The 22244-nt window shown below is 70.3% G+C and carries 19 protein-coding genes and 2 tRNA genes; 13 read left to right on the top strand and 8 right to left on the bottom strand.

Features of this window, described 5'->3' with window-relative positions:
- Position 1: 1 nt before the first annotated feature.
- The 3 genes from yidD to rpmH are packed head-to-tail and all read right to left on the bottom strand — an operon-like array spanning position 2 to position 882.
- Positions 2-355, bottom strand: coding sequence for a membrane protein insertion efficiency factor YidD (gene yidD / locus ACIP94_RS11235; RefSeq protein ID WP_402422800.1), 354 nt, complete (start codon positions 353-355; stop codon positions 2-4).
- Positions 352-726, bottom strand: coding sequence for a ribonuclease P protein component (gene rnpA, locus ACIP94_RS11230; RefSeq protein WP_402422797.1), 375 nt, complete (start codon positions 724-726; stop codon positions 352-354). The genes yidD and rnpA overlap by 4 nt, the downstream gene beginning before the upstream one ends.
- A gap of 18 nt (positions 727-744) precedes the next feature.
- Positions 745-882: a 50S ribosomal protein L34 gene (gene rpmH, locus ACIP94_RS11225; protein ID WP_003956500.1), complete on the bottom strand. Its 138-nt coding sequence runs from the start codon at positions 880-882 to the stop codon at positions 745-747.
- A 424-nt stretch (positions 883-1306) separates the two neighbouring features.
- On the opposite strand from rpmH, the gene dnaA reads away from it, so the two are divergent.
- The 9 genes from dnaA to ACIP94_RS11180 all read left to right on the top strand — a co-directional run bounded on the left by dnaA (position 1307) and on the right by ACIP94_RS11180 (position 14178).
- A complete protein-coding gene (gene dnaA, locus ACIP94_RS11220; RefSeq protein WP_402422794.1) occupies positions 1307-3178 on the top strand; it encodes a chromosomal replication initiator protein DnaA in 1872 nt (623 codons plus the stop codon).
- A 1031-nt stretch (positions 3179-4209) separates the two neighbouring features.
- Positions 4210-5340, top strand: coding sequence for a DNA polymerase III subunit beta (gene dnaN, locus ACIP94_RS11215; protein WP_402423077.1), 1131 nt, complete (start codon positions 4210-4212; stop codon positions 5338-5340).
- 174 nt (positions 5341-5514) lie between these two features.
- Complete coding sequence (gene gnd / locus ACIP94_RS11210) at positions 5515-6390, top strand: phosphogluconate dehydrogenase (NAD(+)-dependent, decarboxylating) (RefSeq protein WP_402423075.1); 876 nt, start codon at positions 5515-5517, stop codon at positions 6388-6390.
- A 53-nt stretch (positions 6391-6443) separates the two neighbouring features.
- Positions 6444-7601: a DNA replication/repair protein RecF gene (gene recF, locus ACIP94_RS11205; protein WP_402422791.1), complete on the top strand. Its 1158-nt coding sequence runs from the start codon at positions 6444-6446 to the stop codon at positions 7599-7601.
- Positions 7598-8131 carry a DUF721 domain-containing protein gene (locus ACIP94_RS11200; protein ID WP_402422789.1) on the top strand — a complete coding sequence of 178 codons (534 nt, stop codon included), beginning with the start codon at positions 7598-7600 and terminating at the stop codon, positions 8129-8131. The genes recF and ACIP94_RS11200 overlap by 4 nt, the downstream gene beginning before the upstream one ends.
- A gap of 363 nt (positions 8132-8494) precedes the next feature.
- A complete protein-coding gene (gene gyrB, locus ACIP94_RS11195; RefSeq protein WP_402422787.1) occupies positions 8495-10570 on the top strand; it encodes a DNA topoisomerase (ATP-hydrolyzing) subunit B in 2076 nt (691 codons plus the stop codon).
- Between the two features lie 42 nt (positions 10571-10612).
- Positions 10613-13204 carry a DNA gyrase subunit A gene (gene gyrA, locus ACIP94_RS11190; protein ID WP_402422784.1) on the top strand — a complete coding sequence of 864 codons (2592 nt, stop codon included), beginning with the start codon at positions 10613-10615 and terminating at the stop codon, positions 13202-13204.
- A gap of 18 nt (positions 13205-13222) precedes the next feature.
- Complete coding sequence (locus tag ACIP94_RS11185) at positions 13223-13957, top strand: DUF3566 domain-containing protein (protein ID WP_402422781.1); 735 nt, start codon at positions 13223-13225, stop codon at positions 13955-13957.
- A gap of 144 nt (positions 13958-14101) precedes the next feature.
- Positions 14102-14178 (top strand) — tRNA-Ile (locus ACIP94_RS11180).
- 198 nt (positions 14179-14376) lie between these two features.
- Here ACIP94_RS11180 and ACIP94_RS11175 read toward each other — a convergent pair.
- Complete coding sequence (locus ACIP94_RS11175) at positions 14377-14550, bottom strand: hypothetical protein (protein ID WP_402422778.1); 174 nt, start codon at positions 14548-14550, stop codon at positions 14377-14379.
- A 265-nt stretch (positions 14551-14815) separates the two neighbouring features.
- A complete protein-coding gene (locus tag ACIP94_RS11170; protein WP_402422775.1) occupies positions 14816-15187 on the bottom strand; it encodes a DUF6344 domain-containing protein in 372 nt (123 codons plus the stop codon).
- Between the two features lie 336 nt (positions 15188-15523).
- Between ACIP94_RS11170 and ACIP94_RS11165 the strand changes: the two genes are divergently transcribed.
- Both ACIP94_RS11165 and ACIP94_RS11160 read left to right on the top strand, forming a co-directional pair.
- Positions 15524-15652, top strand: a complete 129-nt coding sequence (locus ACIP94_RS11165) for a DLW-39 family protein (RefSeq protein ID WP_003999697.1) — start codon at positions 15524-15526, stop codon at positions 15650-15652.
- A 236-nt stretch (positions 15653-15888) separates the two neighbouring features.
- Positions 15889-17268, top strand: coding sequence for a hypothetical protein (locus tag ACIP94_RS11160; RefSeq protein ID WP_402422772.1), 1380 nt, complete (start codon positions 15889-15891; stop codon positions 17266-17268).
- A 7-nt stretch (positions 17269-17275) separates the two neighbouring features.
- Here the strand turns inward: ACIP94_RS11160 and ACIP94_RS11155 are convergent, their stop codons facing one another.
- Positions 17276-19078, bottom strand: a complete 1803-nt coding sequence (locus tag ACIP94_RS11155) for a serine/threonine-protein kinase (protein WP_402422769.1) — start codon at positions 19076-19078, stop codon at positions 17276-17278.
- Between the two features lie 84 nt (positions 19079-19162).
- A complete protein-coding gene (locus tag ACIP94_RS11150; RefSeq protein ID WP_361774489.1) occupies positions 19163-19711 on the bottom strand; it encodes a DNA-binding protein in 549 nt (182 codons plus the stop codon).
- A gap of 180 nt (positions 19712-19891) precedes the next feature.
- Between ACIP94_RS11150 and ACIP94_RS11145 the strand changes: the two genes are divergently transcribed.
- Positions 19892-19964: transfer RNA gene (locus ACIP94_RS11145), tRNA-Ala, on the top strand.
- 474 nt (positions 19965-20438) lie between these two features.
- On the opposite strand, the gene ACIP94_RS11140 is transcribed toward ACIP94_RS11145, so the two are convergent.
- The gene (locus tag ACIP94_RS11140) at positions 20439-21134 is read right to left on the bottom strand and encodes a DUF5324 family protein (RefSeq protein WP_402422766.1); all 696 of its coding nucleotides are present in this window, start codon (positions 21132-21134) and stop codon (positions 20439-20441) included.
- 488 nt (positions 21135-21622) lie between these two features.
- Between ACIP94_RS11140 and ACIP94_RS11135 the strand changes: the two genes are divergently transcribed.
- Positions 21623-22156, top strand: coding sequence for a peptidylprolyl isomerase (locus ACIP94_RS11135; RefSeq protein ID WP_402422763.1), 534 nt, complete (start codon positions 21623-21625; stop codon positions 22154-22156).
- Positions 22157-22244 lie beyond the last annotated feature (88 nt).

Raw genomic sequence — 22244 nt, 5'->3', positions numbered from 1 at the left:
ATCATGCTCCTTGGGCATGGGACGAGGTCTCTGCGGCCGGGCTCGAGGGGAGATTCCCCTCGGTGGCCGGTTCGGCGGCGGAGGGCCCGCCCTTGCGTGCGCGCCAGGCGGCGCGCAGCATTTCGTGCCACCGCGGGCGCTTGCGCGGCGGGACATGGTCCACGCCGCCCAGCGACCACGGATTGCACCGCAGGATGCGCCAGGCGGTCAGTGCCGTTCCCTTGATCGCACCATGCCGGTCGATGGCCGTGTAGCCGTAATGGGAACACGACGGGTAGTACTTGCACACCGGCCCGAGCAGTGGACTGATCGTCCACTGGTAGATCTTGATCAGGGCCAGAAGTGGGTACTTCATCGCGTGCCCCCTCCTCCCATCAGCCGCTGAAGTGCGGCATCCAGGTCTCGGGCCAGCTGTGCAGGGCCGGCGTCACCCGCACCGGGCAGCGCTCGTACGACTACCAGGCTACCGGGGGGCAACTGGGCCACTCGGTCCCGCATCAGATGGCGAAGCCTGCGCTTCACCTTGTTGCGTATGACCGCTCCGCCCACGGCCTTGCTCACGACGAAACCCGCACGCGTCGGGGGAGCGCTCTCCCCAGGCGCGTGCGGGTCCGTGGCACCGCTACGAAGGTGGACGACGAGAAGCGGGCGCCCGGCCCGGCGTCCTCGGCGTACCGCGGTCGCGAAGTCCTCGCGCCGCCTCAGCCGATGCTCGGTAGGCAGCACGTCATGACCTGTACGCGATCAGGCGGACAGACGGGCGCGACCCTTGCTGCGGCGGGACGCCAGGATGGCGCGGCCGGCACGGGTGCGCATACGCAGCCGGAAGCCGTGGGTCTTCGCGCGACGACGGTTGTTCGGCTGGAAGGTGCGCTTGCTCACTCGGGGGCTCCAGTAATGATTCGGTGGGTGGCGGGGTGCCGCCTGGCTGTCACCGTGCGCCCACGAGTAGCTCGCATTACGCCCGAGTGCACCGCTTCCCGATCATCGACGTGTTCCCTGGTCGGAACACTGGTACGTGATCTGTGCCCATCGGAGGCAGGCGGCAGCAGCCATCGACAACTCGACCTGGTCACGGTACGCGGGCCTGCGCCATCCGGTCAAACCAGCGACCCGTGGGAGACACTTGTCCACAGGCTGGGGACAACAACTTGAACCACGCCGGTCGCCCTGACTACCGTGACTGGACTCCGATTCGTTCCCTTGTCCCCGGCCCAGCTGTTTCGTCCCGGGCCCGGCTTGCCCGATCTGTATCCCGACCCTCCCGCGACCTCCTGTGCGCGGGACCTGTGAGAGAGCGTGCCCTGTGGCTGACGTACCTGCCGATCTTGCCGCAGTGTGGCCACGCGTACTCGAGCAGCTTCTCGGTGAGGGGCGCGGGCCGGGTGTCGAGGCGAAGGACGAGCACTGGATCCGGCGCTGCCAGCCGCTGGCGCTGGTCGCCGACACCGCCCTGCTGGCGGTGCCGAACGAGTTCGCGAAGGGTGTCCTGGAAGGCCGGCTGGCACCGGTCGTCAGCGACACGCTCAGCCGTGAGTGCGGCCGCCCCATCCGCATCGCGATCACCGTCGACGACTCCGCGGGCGAGCCCCCGGCCCCCGCTCCGCCCGCCCAGCCGCGCTACGAGGAGCCCGAGCTCCCCGGCCGCGATCCCTACGACGGCCAGAACGGCTACGACGGATACGGCCGCCACCGCGCGGACGACCACCGGCCGGGCCGGACCGACCAGCTGCCCACCGCCCCGACGGACCAGCTCCCGCCCCCGCGCGCCGACCAGCTCCCGCCGGCTCGTCCCGCGTATCCGGGCGAGTACCAGCGCCCCGAGCCGGGCGCCTGGCCGCGCTCGGCGCAGGACGGCTACGGCTGGCAGCAGCAGCGCCTCGGCTTCCCCGAACGCGACCCGTACGCGACGCCGGCGCCCGACTACCGCACGCAGTCACTGGAGCGCTCGCCGTACGAGCAGCAGCGCCCGGACTACGACAGCGCGCGGGCCGACTTCGACCAGCAGCGCCCCGGCCGGCGTGAGCTGCCGGAGCCGCCCTCCGGCGGCGGCCCGGTGCACCGGGCCGGCCCGGGTCTGCCCACCACCGGCGCCCCCGGCCCGCTGGCCGCGCAGCCCGCGCCGGCGACCGGACCGGGGGAGCCCACCGCGCGGCTGAACCCGAAGTACCTCTTCGACACGTTCGTCATCGGCGCCTCGAACCGCTTCGCGCACGCGGCCGCGGTCGCCGTCGCCGAGGCACCGGCGAAGGCGTACAACCCCCTCTTCATCTACGGCGAGTCGGGGCTCGGCAAGACGCACCTGCTGCATGCCATCGGTCACTACGCGCGCAGCCTCTACCCGGGCACCCGTGTGCGATACGTGAGCTCCGAGGAGTTCACCAACGAGTTCATCAACTCGATCCGCGACGGCAAGGCGGACGCGTTCCGCAAGCGCTACCGCGACATGGACATCCTGCTGGTCGACGACATCCAGTTCCTGGCGCAGAAGGAGTCGACGCAGGAGGAGTTCTTCCACACCTTCAACACGCTCCACAACGCCAACAAGCAGATCGTGCTGTCCTCGGACCGGCCGCCCAAGCAGCTGGTCACCCTGGAGGACCGGCTGCGCAACCGCTTCGAGTGGGGACTGATCACCGACGTGCAGCCGCCCGAGCTGGAGACGCGTATCGCGATCCTCCGCAAGAAGGCGGTGCAGGAACAGCTGAACGCGCCGCCGGAGGTGCTGGAGTTCATCGCCTCCCGTATCTCGCGGAACATCCGGGAGCTGGAGGGCGCGCTGATCCGGGTGACGGCGTTCGCGTCGCTCAACCGCCAGCCCGTGGACCTCGGTCTGACGGAGATCGTGCTGAAGGACCTGATCCCCGGGGGTGAGGACGCGGCCCCCGAGATCACCGCGACGGCCATCATGGCCGCCACCGCCGACTACTTCGGCCTGACGGTGGAGGACCTGTGCGGCACCTCGCGCGGCCGTGCCCTGGTGACAGCCCGGCAGATCGCGATGTACCTGTGCCGTGAGCTGACGGATCTGTCGCTGCCGAAGATCGGCGCGCAGTTCGGCGGCCGCGACCACACGACGGTGATGCACGCCGATCGCAAGATCCGCGCGCTGATGGCCGAGCGGCGTTCCATCTACAACCAGGTCACCGAGCTCACGAACCGCATCAAGAACGGCTGACGGCCGCGCCGCGCACACGGCAGAGGGCGCCCCCGGGAATCTCCCCGCGGGCGCCCTCTGCCGTCCCCGGACACCCGCGGAGGAACACGGGCACAGCCGGGCACGGACGCCCCTCGTCCCTGTCTCAGCGTCGCTCCACGGCGCCCGTCGAGACGCGCCCCGAGGCACCCGCCCCGGCATCCTCCGCCCTCCCCAGCCCCTGTGGAAGGGCGCTCCTCGCGCCTCCGGGGGCAGCACGTCGGCAACCTGCTGTTCGAATACCTGCCGGGTTACGGCCACTCTCCACAGATCCGTCGACTTTCTTCCGTCCACATGCTGGGGACTGCGGAGTTGTCCAGATCGCATCCACAGGCTGGGCTGTCGACAGACCGTCGGGCCAGGTCAGCTGCCTGTGGATTGGTGGACGAACGATCTCCACAGACTGTGGACGAGACGGAGATCCACAGGCTGTGCACGGAGTTGTCCACCGGCGACCCACAGGCTGCGGCCGGTTGTCCCCAGTGTTCCCCGGCTTCTCCACACCCCTGTCCACTGTTCGGCAACGCGACGCGGCAACTCACCGGACGGAGTGAAAGCCGTCACATGAGGGGGGCGGGTTGGGCTGTGGGAAAGGCGGGTAAAGCTGGGGACGGCACTGGGGAGAAGTGCCCCTCGGCTGTGCACGGGGTGTGCAGAACTTTGCGTTCTCCACAGAGACCACCGGTTGTCCACCGCCGCCGCCCACAGGGCCCGTGGACAAAATACCGCCGCTGAGCTGGGCAAATGCGGTTATCCACGGTTTCCACAGGCCCTACTACTACTCCTACTCAGAGAGACCGGGGAATTCGTCTGGAAGCGGGTCCTGTGCACAACTCGCTCTCCGGCTCCCGACCGCCCCTCGTCACGACTTGACCCCGAGAGGCACCGACTGTCAGCGGTGTGCGTCAGACTGGTCCCCGGTGTCCTTCCCGTCACAGGGGCTCGCGACACCGAGTCAGACGACGAAGGCCAAGCAGGGCGAGAACGCCGGCAACAGCAGGAGGCGGCTTACGGTGAAGATCCGGGTGGAACGCGACGTACTCGCGGAGGCAGTGGCCTGGGCGGCGCGCAGCCTCCCGGCCCGTCCGCCGGCGCCTGTCCTCGCCGGCCTGCTGCTGAAGGCCGAGGACGGTCAGCTGAGCCTCTCCAGCTTCGACTACGAGGTCTCCGCGCGCGTGTCGGTGGAGGCCGAGGTCGAGGAGGAGGGCACGGTCCTCGTGTCCGGCCGTCTTCTCGCCGACATCTCCCGCGCCCTCCCCAACCGCCCGGTGGAGATCTCCACAGACGGTGTACGGGCGACGGTGGTGTGCGGCTCCTCCCGGTTCACCCTCCACACCCTCCCGGTGGAGGAGTACCCGGCGCTGCCCCAGATGCCGAACGCGACGGGCACGGTCCCGGGCGAGGTCTTCGCCTCCGCCGTGCAGCAGGTCGCCATCGCCGCGGGCCGCGACGACACGCTGCCCGTCCTCACCGGTGTCCGCATCGAGATCGAGGGCGACACGGTCACGCTGGCCTCCACCGACCGCTACCGCTTCGCGGTCCGCGAGTTCCTGTGGAAGCCGGAGAACCCGGAGGCGTCCGCGGTGGCCCTGGTGCCCGCCAAGACACTCCTGGACACCGCCAAGGCGCTGACCAGCGGCGACTCCGTGATCCTGGCGCTGTCCGGCTCGGGCGCGGGCGAGGGCCTGATCGGCTTCGAGGGCGCCGGCCGGCGTACGACGACCCGCCTGCTGGAGGGCGACCTCCCGAAGTACCGCACGCTGTTCCCGACGGAGTTCAACTCGGTCGCCACCATCGAGACCGCCCCCTTCGTGGAGGCCGTCAAGCGCGTCGCCCTGGTCGCCGAGCGCAACACCCCGGTGCGGCTCACCTTCGAGCAGGGAGTGCTGATCCTGGAGGCCGGCTCCAGCGACGACGCACAGGCTGTGGAAAGGGTCGACGCCCACCTGGAGGGCGACGACATCTCGATCGCCTTCAACCCGACCTTCCTGCTGGACGGTCTGAGCGCCATCGACTCCCCGGTGGCCCAGCTGTCCTTCACGACGTCCACGAAGCCCGCGCTGCTCGGCGGCAAGCCGGCTGTGGACGCCGAGGCGGATGACGCGTACAAGTACCTGATCATGCCGGTGCGGCTCAGCGGCTGACGGCTGTCCACAGGATGCCCAGGGCCCGGTGGATCACCAGGCCCTGAGCAAAGCCGCAGGTGAGAGGGGCTACGCATGAGCGCGTGGGCCCACAGGTGTGCATGAGCACCCGGGTTTAGGCTCGGACGCAGGTACGAAAGTGCCCTCATGCCATCGCAACCTAAGGAACAACTGATGGAGCTCGGTCTCGTCGGCCTCGGCAAGATGGGCGGCAACATGCGTGAGCGGATCCGCCGCGCAGGCCACACCGTCATCGGATACGACCGCAACCCGGACCTCGCCGACGTCCACAGCCTCGAAGAGCTTGTGGACAAGCTGCAGGGCCCGCGCGTGGTGTGGGTGATGGTTCCGGCCGGTGCCCCGACCCAGTCCACGATCGACGAGCTGGCCAAGCTGCTGGAGCCCGGTGACGTCGTCGTGGACGGCGGCAACTCCCGCTGGACGGACGACGAGAGGCACGCGGAGGAACTCGCGGGCAAGGGCATCGGCTTCGTCGACTGCGGTGTCTCCGGCGGTGTCTGGGGCCTGGAGAACGGCTACGCGCTGATGTACGGCGGCGACGCCGAGAACGTCGCCAAGGTGCAGCCGGTCTTCGACGCCCTCAAGCCCGAGGGCGACTTCGGCTCGGTGCACGCGGGCAAGGTCGGCGCGGGCCACTTCGCGAAGATGGTCCACAACGGCATCGAGTACGCGATGATGCAGGCCTACGCCGAGGGCTGGGAGCTGCTGGAGAAGGTCGACTCCGTGGAGAACGTCCGCGAGGTCTTCCGCTCCTGGCAGGAGGGCACGGTCATCCGCTCCTGGCTGCTGGACCTCGCGGTCAACGCTCTCGACGAGGACGAGCACCTGGACAAGCTGCGCGGCTGGGCGGCCGACTCCGGCGAGGGCCGCTGGACCGTGGAGGCCGCGATCGACAACGCGGTGCCGCTGCCGGCGATCACGGCGTCGCTGTTCGCGCGCTTCAGCTCGCGGCAGGACGACTCGCCGCAGATGAAGATGATCGCGGCGCTGCGGAACCAGTTCGGCGGCCACGCGGTCGAGAAGAAGTAATCCACAGGACCGCCCCGCGGTCCACAACCCCTGGGGGAGGTCGGCGAACCACCATGCACGTGACGCATCTGTCGCTGGCCGACTTCCGCTCGTATGCCCGGGTCGAGGTCCCGCTCGACCCGGGCGTCACCGCGTTCGTCGGCCCCAACGGCCAGGGCAAGACGAACCTCGTGGAGGCGGTCGGCTACCTCGCCACCCTCGGCAGCCACCGTGTCTCCTCCGACGCGCCCCTGGTCCGGACGGGCGCCGAGCGCGCGATCATCCGGGCGCAGGTCCGGCAGGGCGACCGACAGCAGCTCGTCGAACTGGAGCTGAACCCCGGCAAGGCCAACCGCGCCCGTATCAACAGGTCCTCGCAGGTCAGACCGCGAGACGTGCTCGGCATCGTACGGAGCGTGCTGTTCGCGCCCGAGGACCTCGCGCTGGTCAAGGGCGACCCCGGCGAGCGGCGCCGCTTCCTGGACGAGCTGATCACCGCGCGCACCCCGCGGATGGCGGGTGTCCGCTCCGACTACGACCGGGTCCTCAAACAGCGCAACACCCTCCTGAAGACGGCCGCGCTGGCCCGCCGCCACGGCGGACGGACGGGGGCACCTCCCGGGCGATCGAATTCGAGCCAGGGGGCGGACTTGTCCACCCTCGACATCTGGGACCAGCACCTCGCGCGCGCGGGTGCGGAGCTGCTCGCCCAGCGCCTCGACCTGATCGCCGCGCTCCAGCCGCTCGCCGACAAGGCGTACGAGCAGCTGGCTCCCGGCGGCGGCCCGCTCGCCCTGGAGTACAAGCCCTCCGCGCCCGGTGAGGCCCACGCCCGGGAGGCCCTCTACGAGCAGCTGATGTCCGCGCTTGCCGAGGCCCGCAGGCAGGAGATCGAGCGCGGCGTCACCCTGGTGGGACCCCACCGCGACGATCTGCTCCTCAAACTCGGTCAGCTGCCCGCCAAGGGATACGCCTCCCACGGCGAGTCCTGGTCCTACGCGCTGGCGCTGCGCCTGGCGTCGTACGACCTCCTCCGTGCGGAGGGCAACGAGCCGGTGCTCGTCCTCGACGACGTCTTCGCCGAGCTGGACACCCGCCGCCGCGAGCGCCTCGCCGAACTGGTGGCGCCCGGCGAGCAGGTCCTGGTCACCGCCGCGGTCGAGGACGACGTACCGCACGTACTGACGGGGACGCGGTACGCCGTGTCCGACGGCACCGTGGAGCGCACATGAGCACCGACGAGCCCGCACCCGAGAAGACCTCCGAGCTGTCGGGTGTGGATCTCGCGCGCGTGGCGCTCCGGGCGGCCAGGGAACAGGCACGCGCGCGGGGGGACGCGGCACAGCAGAAGAAGCAGGCGCGGCGCGGCGGCCTGCGCTCCGGCGCGCGCGCCGACCGCCGGGACCCCATGGCGCTCGGGGCGGCCATCAACCGGCTGATCACCGAGCGCGGCTGGGAGACCCCGGCCGCGGTCGGCGGTGTGATGGGCCGCTGGCCGCAGATCGTCGGCGAGGACCTCGCCAAGCACTGCGTCCCGCAGCGGTACGACGAGGACGAGCGCGTCCTGACCGTGGGGTGCGACTCCACGGCATGGGCCACGCAGCTGCGACTGCTGGCCCCGCAGCTGGTCGCGCGCCTGAACGAGGACCTCGGGCACGGCACGGTCCGGTTGATCAAGGTCCATGGTCCCGGCGGCCCCGCCCGCCGCTTCGGTCCCTTGCGCGCCCCGGGGAGCACGGGCCCCGGCGACACCTACGGGTGACGGACATCACGTCGGGCCGTCGGACGCAAGGCGCCGGCGGCCCTTTCGCTGTGCCCGCGCGCGGTTGCGAACATCCACCGGACTCCGGCATTGCGAAGGGTTGACAGCCGGAAGCGCTGAGTGCCTCGTAGAGCCTCTTGGAGACCCGTTCCGCATATGGGGAGTCGGGCGAGACCGGTTGAGGGCGGCACATGCGGAGCCAGGTACCGGCAAACCCCCATCACTGTCGGCGCTACCGGTAGACTGGGAGACAATCCCGCCCCGATCGTGGGGACCGTCCGGGTAACGCTGAGCAACGCTGATCAAGGCTTACCAACGCAACATGCCGCAGCCGCTCCGGCAAACCGCCGACGAGCCTGGCTTGTGCTGTGCCAGAAAGGGCGCTTCGTGGCCGATTCCGGCAACCCCAACGAGAACATCCCGTCCACCGACGCCGGAGCGGCGACCAGCTCGAACGGCGAGGTAACCGCGTCGTACGACGCCAGCGCCATCACCGTCCTCGAGGGTCTGGACGCGGTCCGCAAGCGACCCGGCATGTACATCGGCTCGACCGGTGAGCGCGGCCTGCACCACCTCGTGTACGAGGTCGTCGACAACTCGGTCGACGAGGCGCTGGCCGGCTACGCGGACACGATCGACGTGACGATCCTCGCCGACGGCGGCGTGCGTGTCGTCGACAACGGCCGCGGTATTCCGGTGGGCATCGTCCCTTCCGAGGGCAAGCCGGCCGTCGAGGTCGTGCTGACCGTGCTGCACGCAGGCGGCAAGTTCGGCGGCGGCGGCTACGCGGTCTCCGGTGGTCTGCACGGCGTCGGTGTCTCCGTCGTGAACGCCCTGTCCTGCAAGGTCTCCGTCGAGGTCAAGACCGACGGCTACCGCTGGACGCAGGACTACAAGATGGGCGTCCCCACGGCGCCGCTCCAGCGGCACGAGCCCACCGACGAGACCGGCACCTCGGTCACCTTCTGGGCCGACCCGGACATCTTCGAGACGACCGAGTACTCCTTCGAGACGCTCTCGCGGCGCTTCCAGGAGATGGCCTTCCTCAACAAGGGCCTGACGATCAGGCTCACCGACGAGCGCGAGTCGGCGAAGGCCACGACCGGGGCGGACGAGGCGGGTGCCGACGAGAAGGCCGAGGTCAAGACCGTCACGTACCACTACGAGGGCGGCATCGTCGACTTCGTGAAGTACCTCAACTCCCGCAAGGGAGACGTGGTGCACCCCACCGTGATCGACCTCGAGGCCGAGGACCGGGACAAGAGCCTGTCCCTCGAGGTCGCGATGCAGTGGAACAGCGGCTACAGCGAGGGCGTGTACTCCTTCGCCAACATCATCCACACCCACGAGGGCGGTACGCACGAAGAGGGCTTCAGGGCCGCGCTGACCTCGCTGATCAACAAGTACGCGCGCGACAAGAAGCTGCTGCGCGACAAGGACGACAACCTCACCGGCGACGACATCCGCGAGGGCCTGACCGCGATCATCTCGGTCAAGCTGAGCGAGCCGCAGTTCGAGGGCCAGACCAAGACCAAGCTCGGCAACACCGAGGCGAAGACCTTCGTCCAGAAGGCGGTCTACGAGCACCTCAACGACTGGCTGGACCGCAACCCGAACGAGGCCACGGACATCGTCCGCAAGGGCATCCAAGCGGCCACCGCGCGCGTGGCGGCCCGCAAGGCCCGTGACCTCACGCGCCGCAAGGGCCTGCTGGAGACCGCGTCGCTGCCGGGCAAGCTGTCCGACTGCCAGTCGAACGATCCCACCAGGTGCGAGATCTTCATCGTCGAGGGTGACTCCGCCGGCGGCTCGGCCAAGTCCGGCCGCAACCCGCAGTACCAGGCGATCCTCCCGATCCGAGGCAAGATCCTCAACGTCGAGAAGGCGCGGATCGACAAGATCCTGCAGAACCAGGAGATCCAGGCGCTGATCTCCGCCTTCGGCACCGGCGTGCACGAGGACTTCGACATCTCCAAGCTCCGCTATCACAAGATCATCCTGATGGCGGACGCCGATGTCGACGGCCAGCACATCAACACCCTCCTGCTGACCTTCCTGTTCCGCTTCATGCGGCCGCTGGTCGAGGCCGGGCACGTGTTCCTCTCCCGGCCCCCGCTCTACAAGATCAAGTGGGGCCGGGACGACTTCGAGTACGCGTACTCGGACCGCGAGCGCGACGCGCTGATCGAGCTGGGCCGCCGCAACGGCAAGCGGATCAGGGACGACTCGGTGCAGCGCTTCAAGGGCCTCGGCGAGATGAACGCCGAGGAGCTGCGCATCACCACCATGGACGTGGACCACCGTGTCCTCGGCCAGGTCACCCTCGACGACGCCGCCCAGGCCGACGACCTCTTCTCGGTCCTCATGGGCGAGGACGTCGAGGCGCGCCGCGCCTTCATCCAGCGCAACGCCAAGGACGTCCGCTTCCTCGACATCTGAGTCGGTCCCAGCTGACCGAACCAGGAAGGATCTTCACCAGCAATGGCCGACGAGAACACTCCAGTGACGCCCGAAGAGGGCGGCGAGACCACTGTGCGCATCGAGCCCGTCGGGCTCGAGACGGAGATGCAGCGCTCGTACCTCGACTACGCGATGTCCGTCATCGTCTCGCGTGCGCTGCCCGACGTGCGGGACGGTCTGAAGCCCGTACACCGCCGAGTCCTGTACGCGATGTACGACGGTGGCTATCGGCCCGAGCGCGGCTTCTACAAGTGCGCCCGCGTCGTCGGCGACGTCATGGGCAACTACCACCCGCACGGCGACTCCTCCATCTACGACGCGCTGGTCCGCCTCGCGCAGCCGTGGTCGATGCGGATGCCGCTGGTGGACTCCAACGGCAACTTCGGCTCCCCGGGCAACGACCCCGCGGCCGCCATGCGCTACACCGAGTGCAAGATGGCGCCGCTGTCCATGGAGATGGTCCGCGACATCGACGAGGAGACCGTCGACTTCACGGACAACTACGACGGCCGCTCCCAGGAGCCGACCGTCCTTCCGTCCCGCTTCCCGAACCTGCTGATCAACGGCTCCGCCGGTATCGCCGTCGGCATGGCGACCAACATCCCGCCGCACAACCTCCGCGAGGTCGCGGCCGGCGCCCAGTGGTACCTGGAGAACCCGGAGGCCTCGCACGAGGAGCTGCTCGAAGCCCTCATCGAGCGCATCAAGGGCCCCGACTTCCCGACGGGCGCCCTGGTGGTGGGCCGTAAGGGCATCGAGGAGGCCTACCGCACCGGCCGCGGCTCGATCACCATGCGCGCGGTCGTCGAGGTCGAGGAGATCCAGAACCGCCAGTGCCTGGTGGTCACCGAGCTGCCCTACCAGGTCAACCCGGACAACCTCGCGCAGAAGATCGCCGACCTGGTCAAGGACGGCAAGATCGGCGGCATCGCGGACGTCCGCGACGAGACCTCCTCCCGTACCGGCCAGCGCCTGGTCATCGTGCTCAAGCGGGACGCGGTCGCCAAGGTCGTCCTGAACAACCTCTACAAGCACACCGACCTGCAGACGAACTTCGGCGCCAACATGCTGGCGCTCGTCGACGGCGTGCCGCGCACGCTGTCCCTGGACGCGTTCATCCGCCACTGGGTGACGCACCAGATCGAGGTCATCGTCCGCCGTACGCGCTTCCGGCTGCGCAAGGCCGAGGAGCGCGCGCACATCCTGCGCGGTCTGCTGAAGGCCCTGGACGCCATCGACGAGGTCATCGCGCTCATCCGGCGCAGCGACACCGTCGAGATCGCCCGCGACGGCCTGATGAGCCTGCTGGAGATCGACGACATCCAGGCCAACGCCATCCTCGAGATGCAGCTGCGCCGCCTCGCGGCCCTGGAGCGTCGGAAGATCGTCCAGGAGCACGACGAGCTCCAGGCGAAGATCCGCGAGTACAACGGGATCCTCGCGTCGCCCGTCCGACAGCGCGGCATCATCAGCGAGGAACTCGCCGCGATCGTCGAGAAGTACAGCGACGACCGCCGCTCCCAGCTGGTGCCCTTCGACGGCGACATGTCCATCGAGGACCTCATTGCCGAGGAGGACATCGTCGTCACGGTCACCCGCGGCGGCTACATCAAGCGCACCAAGACCGACGACTACCGCGCGCAGAAGCGCGGCGGCAAGGGCGTGCGCGGCACGAAGCTCAAGGAAGACGACATCGTCGACCACTTCTTCGTGTCGACCACCCACCACTGGCTGCTGTTCTTCACCAACAAGGGCCGCGTCTACCGCGCCAAGGCCTACGAGCTGCCGGACGCCGGCCGGGACGCGCGCGGCCAGCATGTCGCGAACCTGCTCGCCTTCCAGCCGGACGAGTCGATCGCCGAGATCCTCGCCATCCGCGACTACGAGGCCGCGCCGTACCTGGTGCTCGCCACCAAGGGCGGTCTGGTGAAGAAGACGCCTCTGAAGGATTACGATTCGCCGCGCTCCGGCGGTGTCATCGCGATCAATCTCCGCGAGATGGAGGACGGTTCCGATGACGAGCTGATCGGGGCCGAGCTGGTTTCGCCCGATGACGATCTGCTTCTGATCAGCAAGAAGGCCCAGTCGATCCGGTTCACCGCGACCGACGAGTCCCTGCGCCCGATGGGCCGCGCCACCTCGGGTGTCAAGGGCATGAGTTTCCGCGAGGGAGACGAGCTTCTCTCGATGAATGTTGTTCGACCCGGTACGTTCGTGTTCACTGCCACCGACGGCGGGTACGCGAAGCGGACCGTCGTCGACGAGTACCGCGTCCAGGGTCGCGGCGGCCTCGGCATCAAGGCTGCCAAGATCGTCGAGGACCGTGGTTCGCTCGTCGGCGCGCTGGTGGTCGAGGAGACCGACGAGATCCTCGCCATCACGCTGTCGGGCGGTGTGATTCGTACGCGAGTCAACGAGGTCAGGGAGACGGGCCGTGACACCATGGGCGTCCAACTGATCAACCTGGGCAAGCGCGATGCCGTGGTCGGCATCGCACGTAACGCCGAGGCGGGGCGTGAGGCGGAGGAGGTCGACGGTGACGATGCCGTGGACGAGACCGCCGAGGGCGCGGCCACCGGCACGGACGAGGGTGAGGCGCCCTCGGCCGAGTAGCACGAGGAGTGAGTCAGCGTGAGCGGAGCCACGGGCGCCGGATCGGCCGGTACGGACACGGACGGCGGCGGCCGTGGCTCCGCCACGGAGCCGACGCACTCCCATGACTCTCATGGATCCCAGGGGGGAACTGTGACGGACACCCGAGGCCCGCAGACCCGGCAGCAGTACGCGGCGGGAGCGGGCCCGGCCGCTCCCGGAGCCCAGCAGGCCGCGCCGGAGGCACAGCCCGCCGCGGCACAGGCGGCCGGAGCCTCGCCCCTGCCGGGGGAACGCCGGCCGCAGCAGGCCGCGGGGCCCTACCACCCGCCGCAGGCCTACGAGGCGCAGCCGGCGACGGGCGCCGTGCGCCGGCCCCGAACGGGCGCGCGCACCACTCCCCGCACCCGCAAGGCCCGGCTCAGGGTGGCCAAGGCCGACCCGTGGTCGGTGATGAAGGTCAGCTTCCTGCTCTCCATCGCGCTCGGCATCTGCACGATCGTGGCGGCCGCGGTGCTCTGGATGGTCATGGACGCCATGGGCGTCTTCTCCACCGTCGGCGGGACCATCTCGGAGGCCACCGGCTCGAACGAGTCGAACGGCTTCGACCTCCAGTCGTTCCTGTCCCTGCCGAACGTGCTCATCTTCACGACGGTCATCGCGGTCATCGACGTGATCCTGGCGACCGCCCTCGCGACGCTCGGCGCGTTCATCTACAACCTCTCCGCGGGCTTCGTGGGCGGCGTCGAGCTGACGCTGGCGGAAGACGAGTGAGTCGGGCCCCGGGGCCGCGGCGCCACCCGAGGTCCGGACCCCGGCGGTCCGGCCGTCTGCCCCGGGTAACCGATTTTGGGACTTCCCACGTCGTGCGCTAATCTTCAGGGGTCAGCGCGCGGGACACACACCGCAGAGCGCGGCGGGGCTATAGCTCAGTTGGTTAGAGCGCATCCCTGATAAGGATGAGGCCACAGGTTCAAATCCTGTTAGCCCCACCAGTGAGAAGACCCCCAACCGATCACGGCTGGGGGTCTTTTGCATCCAGGGCTCACAGCGGAGACGGCGTACCCGGCGGGCTCGGCCAGTACGCGGGCGAACCGGCCACCGTCGGGTCCGTGACCGCGCGACAAGGTGAGAGACACGGCCAGGAACCCCAACCGATCCTGGTGGGGATTCTCGGCATCCACGGCTGATGTTCAGTCCCCACCCTCGGCGAGCGGCTGTCGATCGGGCTGGCATGCGGGACACAGTGCGTGGTGCCCCTCGGGGTCGATCACGCTTCCCCAGCCGTTGCACACAGAACAGCCGACGGCCAGGGCGGGGTCGGCGTGCAGTGCGGGATCGAGCGCGTGCGCCGCTCCATGGGTCATACGGTTTCTCCTGGAGTGTGTGCGGTTGCCTTTGACTGCCCAGTCGGGGACAACGCGGGCCGTATGTGACTTATTCCACATTGCCCTATTTGCTCCCTTTATTCCTATCTGGTGAGCGAGCGGCCCTTCGAGCCCTGTGCTCGCGCGCGTCGACGGCCCGGCGCCTGGGAGCAGGTGCCGGGCCGTTCGCCCTGGGAGTGTACGCATGTCGCCCGGGGTGCGGCCGCGGCGCTTCCGGGGGGACGGGGGCGCGGCCGGGGTCTGGTCAGTGCTGGAGCCGTACGGTCGTTTCAGGAGGATCGGCGGGCCGGCTGGGGACTCTGAGGGCGCAGCGGGCCAGGCGGAGCGTCGGTGCGGAGACCGGCATTCGATGGCGGCAGTTCGGGGAGGAACCGTGAGCCTCGGCGTGGATCCGTTGTTTCATCGTGGGGGGTAGGGACCGATCCCGGGGCCAGCGTCCGTGAGCCGGTCGCGTCGGTGTCACCGGGGCGGCGCTGCTGTTGCGGACCGGCTGGCTGTGGGGTACCTCCGCGGCGGCGGCGGTGGTGGTCGTGGTGATGAATCCCAGCGCGGTGAACAGCGCGAGGAAGGCGGTGACGACGGCGGTCCACAGCTTCATGACCTTGGTGCGGGCCATGACCCCTCACTTTCGGGTCGAGCGATTTGCGTACTTTCCTCATGATGTGTATGGGGCTCTCGAAGTGGTGGACCGACGCCCGTGGCGCGTCGATCTTCGGATGAACACCACTCGGATGGACGCACAAGACCCGGAAAAGTCAGGAAAGGCGAGGGAGAGTGCCGAACATCACCCTCTGTGAGGGATGCTCACGCGGTGACGCGCGAGGGGCGCCCGGCCGTACTGCGGTGCGCCGGACCGGAGTTGAGCACCGGCTCAGGTCACCGATCGATATCGATCGGTGTGTATAGTCGGGCGCCAGAAGTCCCCTACGTCAAGGAAAGACGAGGTCGCGCGGTGAAGAAGCTTCTCCTGGTCGCACTGGCCGCCATCGGCGGGCTCCTCGTGTACCGCCAGATCCAGGCGGATCGCGCCGAGCAGGATCTGTGGACGGAGGCGACCGACTCCGTGCCCACGGGTTCGTGAGTCCTCACGGACAACAGACAGCAGAGCAAACCCCGACCGCCGGTGCGGTCGGGGTTTTGTGTTTCCCCGGCCCCTCAGGGGGCGTTTCGGCCGCTCGTCCGAAATACCGGAGCGCCGCCGTGGAGTGCGGGGCAGGATGGGCGGCGGTCCGGGACGGCGGAGCACGGCGGGGGTGCAGCGTGGGGAAACGGCGTACGAGAGCGGGTTGCGGAGCCCCGGGGCGCGGCCGTACGCCGGTGCACGCGGCCATGGCGTTGTGCGCGGCGGTGGCGCTCGGCGCGGCATCGGCGCTTCCCGCGCGGGCCGCGCCCGCCTCCGCGCCCGCCTCCGCGGCCGGCGACGGCATGCCCGCCCCGTACGCGTTCGCCCGCGACGCCCAGACGGTCACCGGCGCGACGGGCACCACGGACGCCGTACGCCTGGATCCCGGACACACCTACCGGAGCGCACTGCCTCCGGGGGCCAAGCGCTACTACCGTCTCGATCTCGACGCCTCCGCCCACGCCTATGTCTCCGCGACGGCCGTGCCGCGGGCGGGGGCGCGGGTCACCTCCTCCGACGGCCTCAAGGTGTCCGTCCAGGACGCCGACGGCACCACGTGCTCCTCGGGCACCTCGTACTTCGGCCCCACCCAGAGCCCCCATCCGATCGCCGCCTGGGCCTCGCGCGAGACCGGCCCCGGCACCTACGGGTGCAAGAAGGCGGGGGCGTACTACATGGTCGTCGAACGACGCGATCTGACCGCCGCCCTGCCCGTCGGCTGGGACCTCGAACTGGACTACGTCTCCGAGCCCGCCCCGCGCCGGCCGGGGGCCCCCACCCCGCTCCGAACCCGCAACTCCGCGCCCCCCGAGCCCGTCCTCGGCGAGGCCGCGCGGCGCGCGGGCGGGGCGGGCTTCGCCACGGCCGGCGCTGTGGGGCAGGGCGTCTGGCAGGACGGGATCAGACCCGGCCAGACCCTCTTCTACAAGGTGCCCGTCGACTGGGGACAACAGCTCTCCGCCACCGCCGAGATGGGCGGCTCCGGGGGCGGCGGCGGATATGTCGGCACCGCCCTGGCCATGACGCTCTACAACCCCGTCCGGGCCTACGTCGAGGACGCCGACGCCGGGTACGGCGGCACCCGGAGCTCGGCGGCGCTGGATCCGCTGCCACCCGTCGACTACGCCAACCGCGGGGCCGTCGGCAGCCGCGCGAGCGGCATGCGGTTCGCGGGCTGGTACTACCTGGCCGTCCACCTCGGGGCGCCCGTGGCGGAACGGTTCGGCAACGGCCCGTTCGGGCTGACGCTGCGGGTGCGGGTGAGCGGCACACCGGTGGCCGGGCCGGTGTACGCCGGGCGGCCTGTGCCACGCGATGTGTTCGAGGTCACGGCCGCGGACCGGGAGCAGGCGGCGGCGGGGGCGGGGGCGGGGCACGACGCGGGCAGCAGCAAGGGTCCCGGCGGGTCATCGCATCGCACCGCCCCCAACGGCGCTGGCAGGGTGGCGGCGCAGGACACCCGCGCGATGAGGATGGTCGCCGTGGGCGGGATCGGCACCGGCAGCGCGCTGGTCCTGTGGCTCGGGCTGTGGGCCGTCGCCGCCAGGCGGCGGGGGCGCCGCCGGTGGGGGTGAGCGCCGCTCAGATCCGGGCCAGGGCCCAGAAGCCCACCGCGTAGCAGACGAGCGCGAGGAGCAGGACCGGTACGGCGACCTTCGCCGGTGGTCCCGCGCGCCGGGCGGCAGCCCTTCTGCCGTGCCGCGCGACCCGCTGCGGCCGGGTGGGGGCGTACGGCGACGGCACGGCAGCCGCGTAGGCGGTCGTCTGCCCGGCGGCCGTGTGCGGGCCGGGGGCGGGCACATGCGTGGGTTCGTGGTGCGGGGCGGGGGCCGTGTACGCGGGCGCCGGAGCCGGGGCCACGGCGGTGGCGGGGGGCGTGGGCGGATGCCCGGGCGCACCCGGCACCGCACCGCGCGCCGCTCGTGGCAGCGGCGGCGGCAGCGGGAAGCTTCCGGTGTCCGACATCGTGGAGGGCCGTGAGGGGGGCGTCGGATCGGCGGCCGGCTTGGGCGGTACGCCGCTCGGCGCGGCCTGCGGTCGTACGGCGGGGGGAGGCGGCCCGGGCGCTGCGACGGGGGCGCCGGTGCCGTGGCCAGGGGGAGGAGGCGTGGGGGTGTGCGGGCCGGCCGGGGGCGGCGGGGGCGTAGGGGTGCCGGAAGGGGTGGAAACGGGCGAAGGGACTGATGGGGACGGGCTGAAAGAGGCGGCAGGTGGGGGAGGTGCGACAGGCAGGGGGGCGGGTGTGCCGGACGCCGCCGGGGCAGCGGTCGGCCGTGGCGGGATCGCGCCGGTCGTGAGCGGCGCCGGTCCGCCCTCGGTCATGGCGGGGCTGCCGTGCGACGGCCGCGGGCCGGCTCCCGCGGACGCGGCCCACGCCGCGCCGCTTGTCCCCGCGCCACTGGCTCCCGCGCCGCTCGTCGGCGCACCACCGGCCGCGGCGCCCGACGGGCCGAGGGCGGCGCCCGATCCGCGCCCCGCGCCCCCCGTCACCCCCGACGCCCTGCCCAGCGGTCCCTCGGGTCCGAATCCCGCCGGAAGCGGCCCGAGTTGGTCGAAGATCTCGACCTGGTCGTCATCGTCGCCCGGCTCGGGCAGCAGCTCCCTGGCCGAGCCGAGAGCCTTGCGCACCCCCGTGGCGGTGCGGAAGCGCGCGGCGGGGTCCGGTTGCAGCAGCGTCGCCACGACCTCCCACAGCGGCGCGGGAACACCGCGCGGTGCCCCGGGGGTGCCGTGGGTGGTGAAGCGCTCGACCAGGGCCCTGGCGTCCGGCTTGGCGCCCTGGAGCAGATACAGCGCGACCAGGCCCACGGCGAACAGGTCGGACGGGAAGTCGGGTTCCGAGCCCAGCAGTTGTTCGGGCGCGAGATAGCCGGGCGTGCCCACCACGTAGTCGGTCTCCGTCAGCCGCGGCTCTCCGAGGCGCATGGCGATGCCGAAGTCCGACAGACGCAGCCGGGGCCGGGCGGTGCCGGTGGCCTCCAGCAGCACGTTGGCGGGCTTGATGTCCCGGTGCACGACCCCTTCCGCGTGCACGGCGGCGAGCCCGGACAGCAGCTGGTCGAGCAGGGTGCAGACGAACGCGGGAGGCAGGGGGCCGTAGTCCCCGACGAGATGGACCAGCGAGCCCCCGGCGACCAGGTCCATGGTGAACAGGACCTTGTCGTCGTCCGCGGCCCAGCTGGCGGGCGCGAGTACATGGGGATGGTCGATGCGTAGCGCCTGCTCACGCACGAAGCGCAGCAGCGCGTGGGCATCTCTCTGCTGGAGGACCTTGGCGGCCACATAGCGGCGCCGTCGGTGGTCCCAGGCGCGCCAGACCGCGCCGACGCCCCCGCGCCCGATGGGGTCGACCAGTTCGTACCGTCCGGCGAAGACCTCACCCATGGTCGTACGTCGCTCCCCCTTCCGGACGGCGCCGGGGACTCCCGCGCACCCCCCGGCGCGGGAGTCCCCGGCGGCCGAGGTCGGCTAGTTCTGGTGGGACTGGTAGTGCGCGACCGCGTCGGAGGTGCGGCCGGCGCCGTACACCCGGAGGAACTCTGCCAGCTCCGGGTGGCTCGGGGCGAGGGTGTCCGCCGCCTCGATGATGTCGCCGGCCGCCGCCACCGAGCGCAGCAGCGACTGGATCTCGCGGACCACCCGCTTGACCGTGGGCGCTCCCGAACTGCTGGTCGTCTGCGTGGTGTTGTTGAGCACGGAGCCCCCCTGCGACTTTCTGATCTCGTCCATCCGCTCGGTCGCCTCGGCCGCGCTCACGCTGCCGTCCGCGACCTGCCCCGCCAGGTCCTGCAGCAGCTGCACCCGCTGGACCACCGCGGGATTGCCGATCTTGGCGCGCTGACCGCTCATCAGCTGTGACAGCATCGGCGCGGACAGGCCCAGGACACCGGCGAGACGAGCCTGGTTGAGGCCGAGATCGTCGATGAGCTTACGGAAGAGCGCCCCCAACGGCTCTCCGTACCAGTTCCGCTGCAGCTCCCGCGCTCTTGCGGTGGCTTCCTGCTGTGCGGCGTCCATTGCGTCTCCCCATCGCTTCCCCAAGTACCGCGGTTCGCTGTAGCGAACCACGACGAGCATCTTACGGAGAGTGGTCGTCCACGGGGACCCCCCTCTTTTTGCGAGATACGGGGGGTGACCCGGTACGCTGGTGCGCAGCGCCCGGCGGTGTGTGTACGCGTCGTGCGGACGCGGCTTCTCGGGGCCTTAGCTCAGTTGGTAGAGCGCTGTCTTTGCATGGCAGATGTCAGGGGTTCGACTCCCCTAGGCTCCACATCCCGGACCGGCCAGACGCCCTCGCGGCGGCTGGCCGGTCTTCTTGTGGGGGTGACCTGTGTCACGCGAGCGCGTTTGCAGGCGTTGCAATCCTTTGCGCAAAGGGTCGCAGCCGGCCGCCGGGCCCAGGGCACCCGTGTGAATGACTGGTGGGGCCAGGGGGCGGTGCGGGGTGGTTTGAGGCATCTTGTGCGGGCCGATAGGCCCGGAGGGGCGTAAGTGTGGGGACGCTCTCCGTGAGCGAAGTCTCCACGGAATGTGCACAGATGATGCGTTGCAAACGTCATTGTGCGAGGGCATGAACGCCCGCTGCCCCGCAGGGGTGAGGGGAAGTCCTCGGCTGCGTCGGTGACGAGGCGCAGCCACCCGCGCCGTTCCACGTGAAACATCACCCGGGCACCCCTGTGGGGCAGGAGCCGCCCACGCCTCCTGCCCCACAGGGGTGTTGGAATCCGGACCGTGCCGGGTGGCTTCAGCGACGGTCGTCGTTCTCCGAGGAGTCCTCCTCGGCCTGCTTCGCCTGTACCTCCGGGTCGAGCTGCTCGCTGCCGTCCACGGACGTCAGCCGGTCCTCCTGCGGGACCTCGGTCGCGGCGGGCGGCTCCACGAGCCAGTCCGGATTCGCCTGCTTGTCCCACCACTTCCAGGCGGCGAAGGCACCACCGGCCAGAAGACCCAGCAGCGCGATCCCCTTGACGGCGCGGCCGGCCTTGGCCCGCCGCTGCTGCCGGCGTACGAGCTTCTGGACCTGCTGTGGCGAGACCTGGCCGCGCAACGCGGCCAGCGCCGCGGCGCCACGGGCCGCCGCCTCCTCACGTGCCGGCCCGGCGACCGCGACCGCCTGCTCGATCTTCGGGCGGGAGTACTCGGCTGCCTGGCGGGCGGCCTTGCGGGTGTAGGCGGCCGCCTCCTGCGCGGCATGGTCCACCTTGGGCGGCACATGGGTGCGAGCCTGTTCCAGTCGCGGGGCGAGGCGGGCGTCGTACTGGATGCGAGCCTGCTCTGCGGCCTGCGACACCCTGGGTGCGAGACGCACGCGCGCCTCGTGTGCGTAATGCGCTGCCTTGTCCTTGGCCGTGTCGGCGTACGGCGCCACCACTTCCGCGGCATGCAGCACGCTGTCCTTCGCCGAACCGGTCGCGGCGCGCACGCTGTCGATGCGGGTCACGGGGTTCCTCCTCCTCGGTGGCGTACGGTAATTCGACTTTCCAGCCTTTTACGGATCATGCCTCTCGAAGGACTCCCGGGCATGCGAGGACGGGCATCCGGGTCACGTGGCCCACGACGAGCCACGCGGGACGCCTCCGGCCGGCACCCGGGCCGAGCGACGAAGGGGATGATCGTGTGCATCGGCTGATCACGCGCGATAGCGGATGAATACGGGGCAACAGGAGCTTGTCGACGACAATGCCACGGATCGCCGCGCCGCGCCCCCGTGGCGGGGCGACCCGGCCTGATTTCTGCTCGCCCGGACTGCTGCCTCGTGGGCCCGCGGCGGCCCGGAATACGGCTCCGGATCCTCGCCCGCGCGCTCAGCCGCCCGAGGTGCGCCGGGGGAACACACCTCGGTCGCGGACCCGGAAGCGGTGGTCGGGCGACTCGGGGCGCGTACCGTGCGAGGATCGGGGAGTCACAGAGGACAACGGAAGGCACATCGTGGCTGAGCAGCTTTACGCCACCCTGAAGACCAACCACGGCGACATCCTGGTCCGGCTCCTGCCGAACCACGCGCCCAAGACGGTCCGTAACTTCGTCGAGCTCGCCAAGGGCGAGCGCGAGTGGACGCATCCCGCCACCGGTGAGAAGTCCACCAAGAAGCTCTACGACGGCACGGTCTTCCACCGGGTGATCAGCGGTTTCATGATCCAGGGCGGTGACCCGCTGGGCAACGGCACCGGCGGCCCGGGGTACCAGTTCGAGGACGAGTTCCACCCGGACCTCGCCTTCGACAAGCCGTACCTCCTGGCCATGGCCAACGCCGGCCCCGGCACCAACGGCTCGCAGTTCTTCATCACGGTCTCCCCGACGGCCTGGCTGAACCGCAAGCACACCATCTTCGGCGAGGTCGTCGACGCGGCCAGCCAGAAGGTCGTGGACTCCATTGCCACCACCCAGACCAACCCGCGCACGGACCGCCCGGTCAGCGACGTCGTCATCGAGTCGGTCGTCGTCGAGTCCCGCGAGGGCTGATCCCTCCGGGGCACCCCGCACGAGGGAACAAAAGCGCCCCGCCCATCCGTAAGAGGATAGGGCGGGGCCACCCGTCGTACGGAGAGTG

The organism is Streptomyces sp. NPDC093261 (assembly GCF_044753645.1).
Taxonomy (GTDB): Bacteria; Actinomycetota; Actinomycetes; order Streptomycetales; family Streptomycetaceae; genus Streptomyces.
The sequence above is the reverse complement of the archived record's forward strand: the minus strand, read 5'-3'. Positions and strand labels throughout refer to the sequence as shown.

Bases quoted from the DNA above. Each gene is read 5' to 3' on its own strand.
- yidD (WP_402422800.1), bottom strand. From the start codon at position 355: ATGAAGTACCCACTTCTGGCCCTGATCAAGATCTACCAGTGGACGATC.
- gnd (WP_402423075.1), top strand. From the start codon at position 5,515: ATGGAGCTCGGTCTCGTCGGCCTCGGCAAGATGGGCGGCAACATGCGT.
- recF (WP_402422791.1), top strand. From the start codon at position 6,444: ATGCACGTGACGCATCTGTCGCTGGCCGACTTCCGCTCGTATGCCCGG.
- ACIP94_RS11200 (WP_402422789.1), top strand. From the start codon at position 7,598: ATGAGCACCGACGAGCCCGCACCCGAGAAGACCTCCGAGCTGTCGGGT.
- gyrA (WP_402422784.1), top strand. From the start codon at position 10,613: ATGGCCGACGAGAACACTCCAGTGACGCCCGAAGAGGGCGGCGAGACC.
- ACIP94_RS11175 (WP_402422778.1), bottom strand. From the start codon at position 14,550: ATGACCCATGGAGCGGCGCACGCGCTCGATCCCGCACTGCACGCCGAC.
- ACIP94_RS11170 (WP_402422775.1), bottom strand. From the start codon at position 15,187: ATGGCCCGCACCAAGGTCATGAAGCTGTGGACCGCCGTCGTCACCGCC.
- ACIP94_RS11155 (WP_402422769.1), bottom strand. From the start codon at position 19,078: ATGGGTGAGGTCTTCGCCGGACGGTACGAACTGGTCGACCCCATCGGG.
- ACIP94_RS11150 (WP_361774489.1), bottom strand. From the start codon at position 19,711: ATGGACGCCGCACAGCAGGAAGCCACCGCAAGAGCGCGGGAGCTGCAG.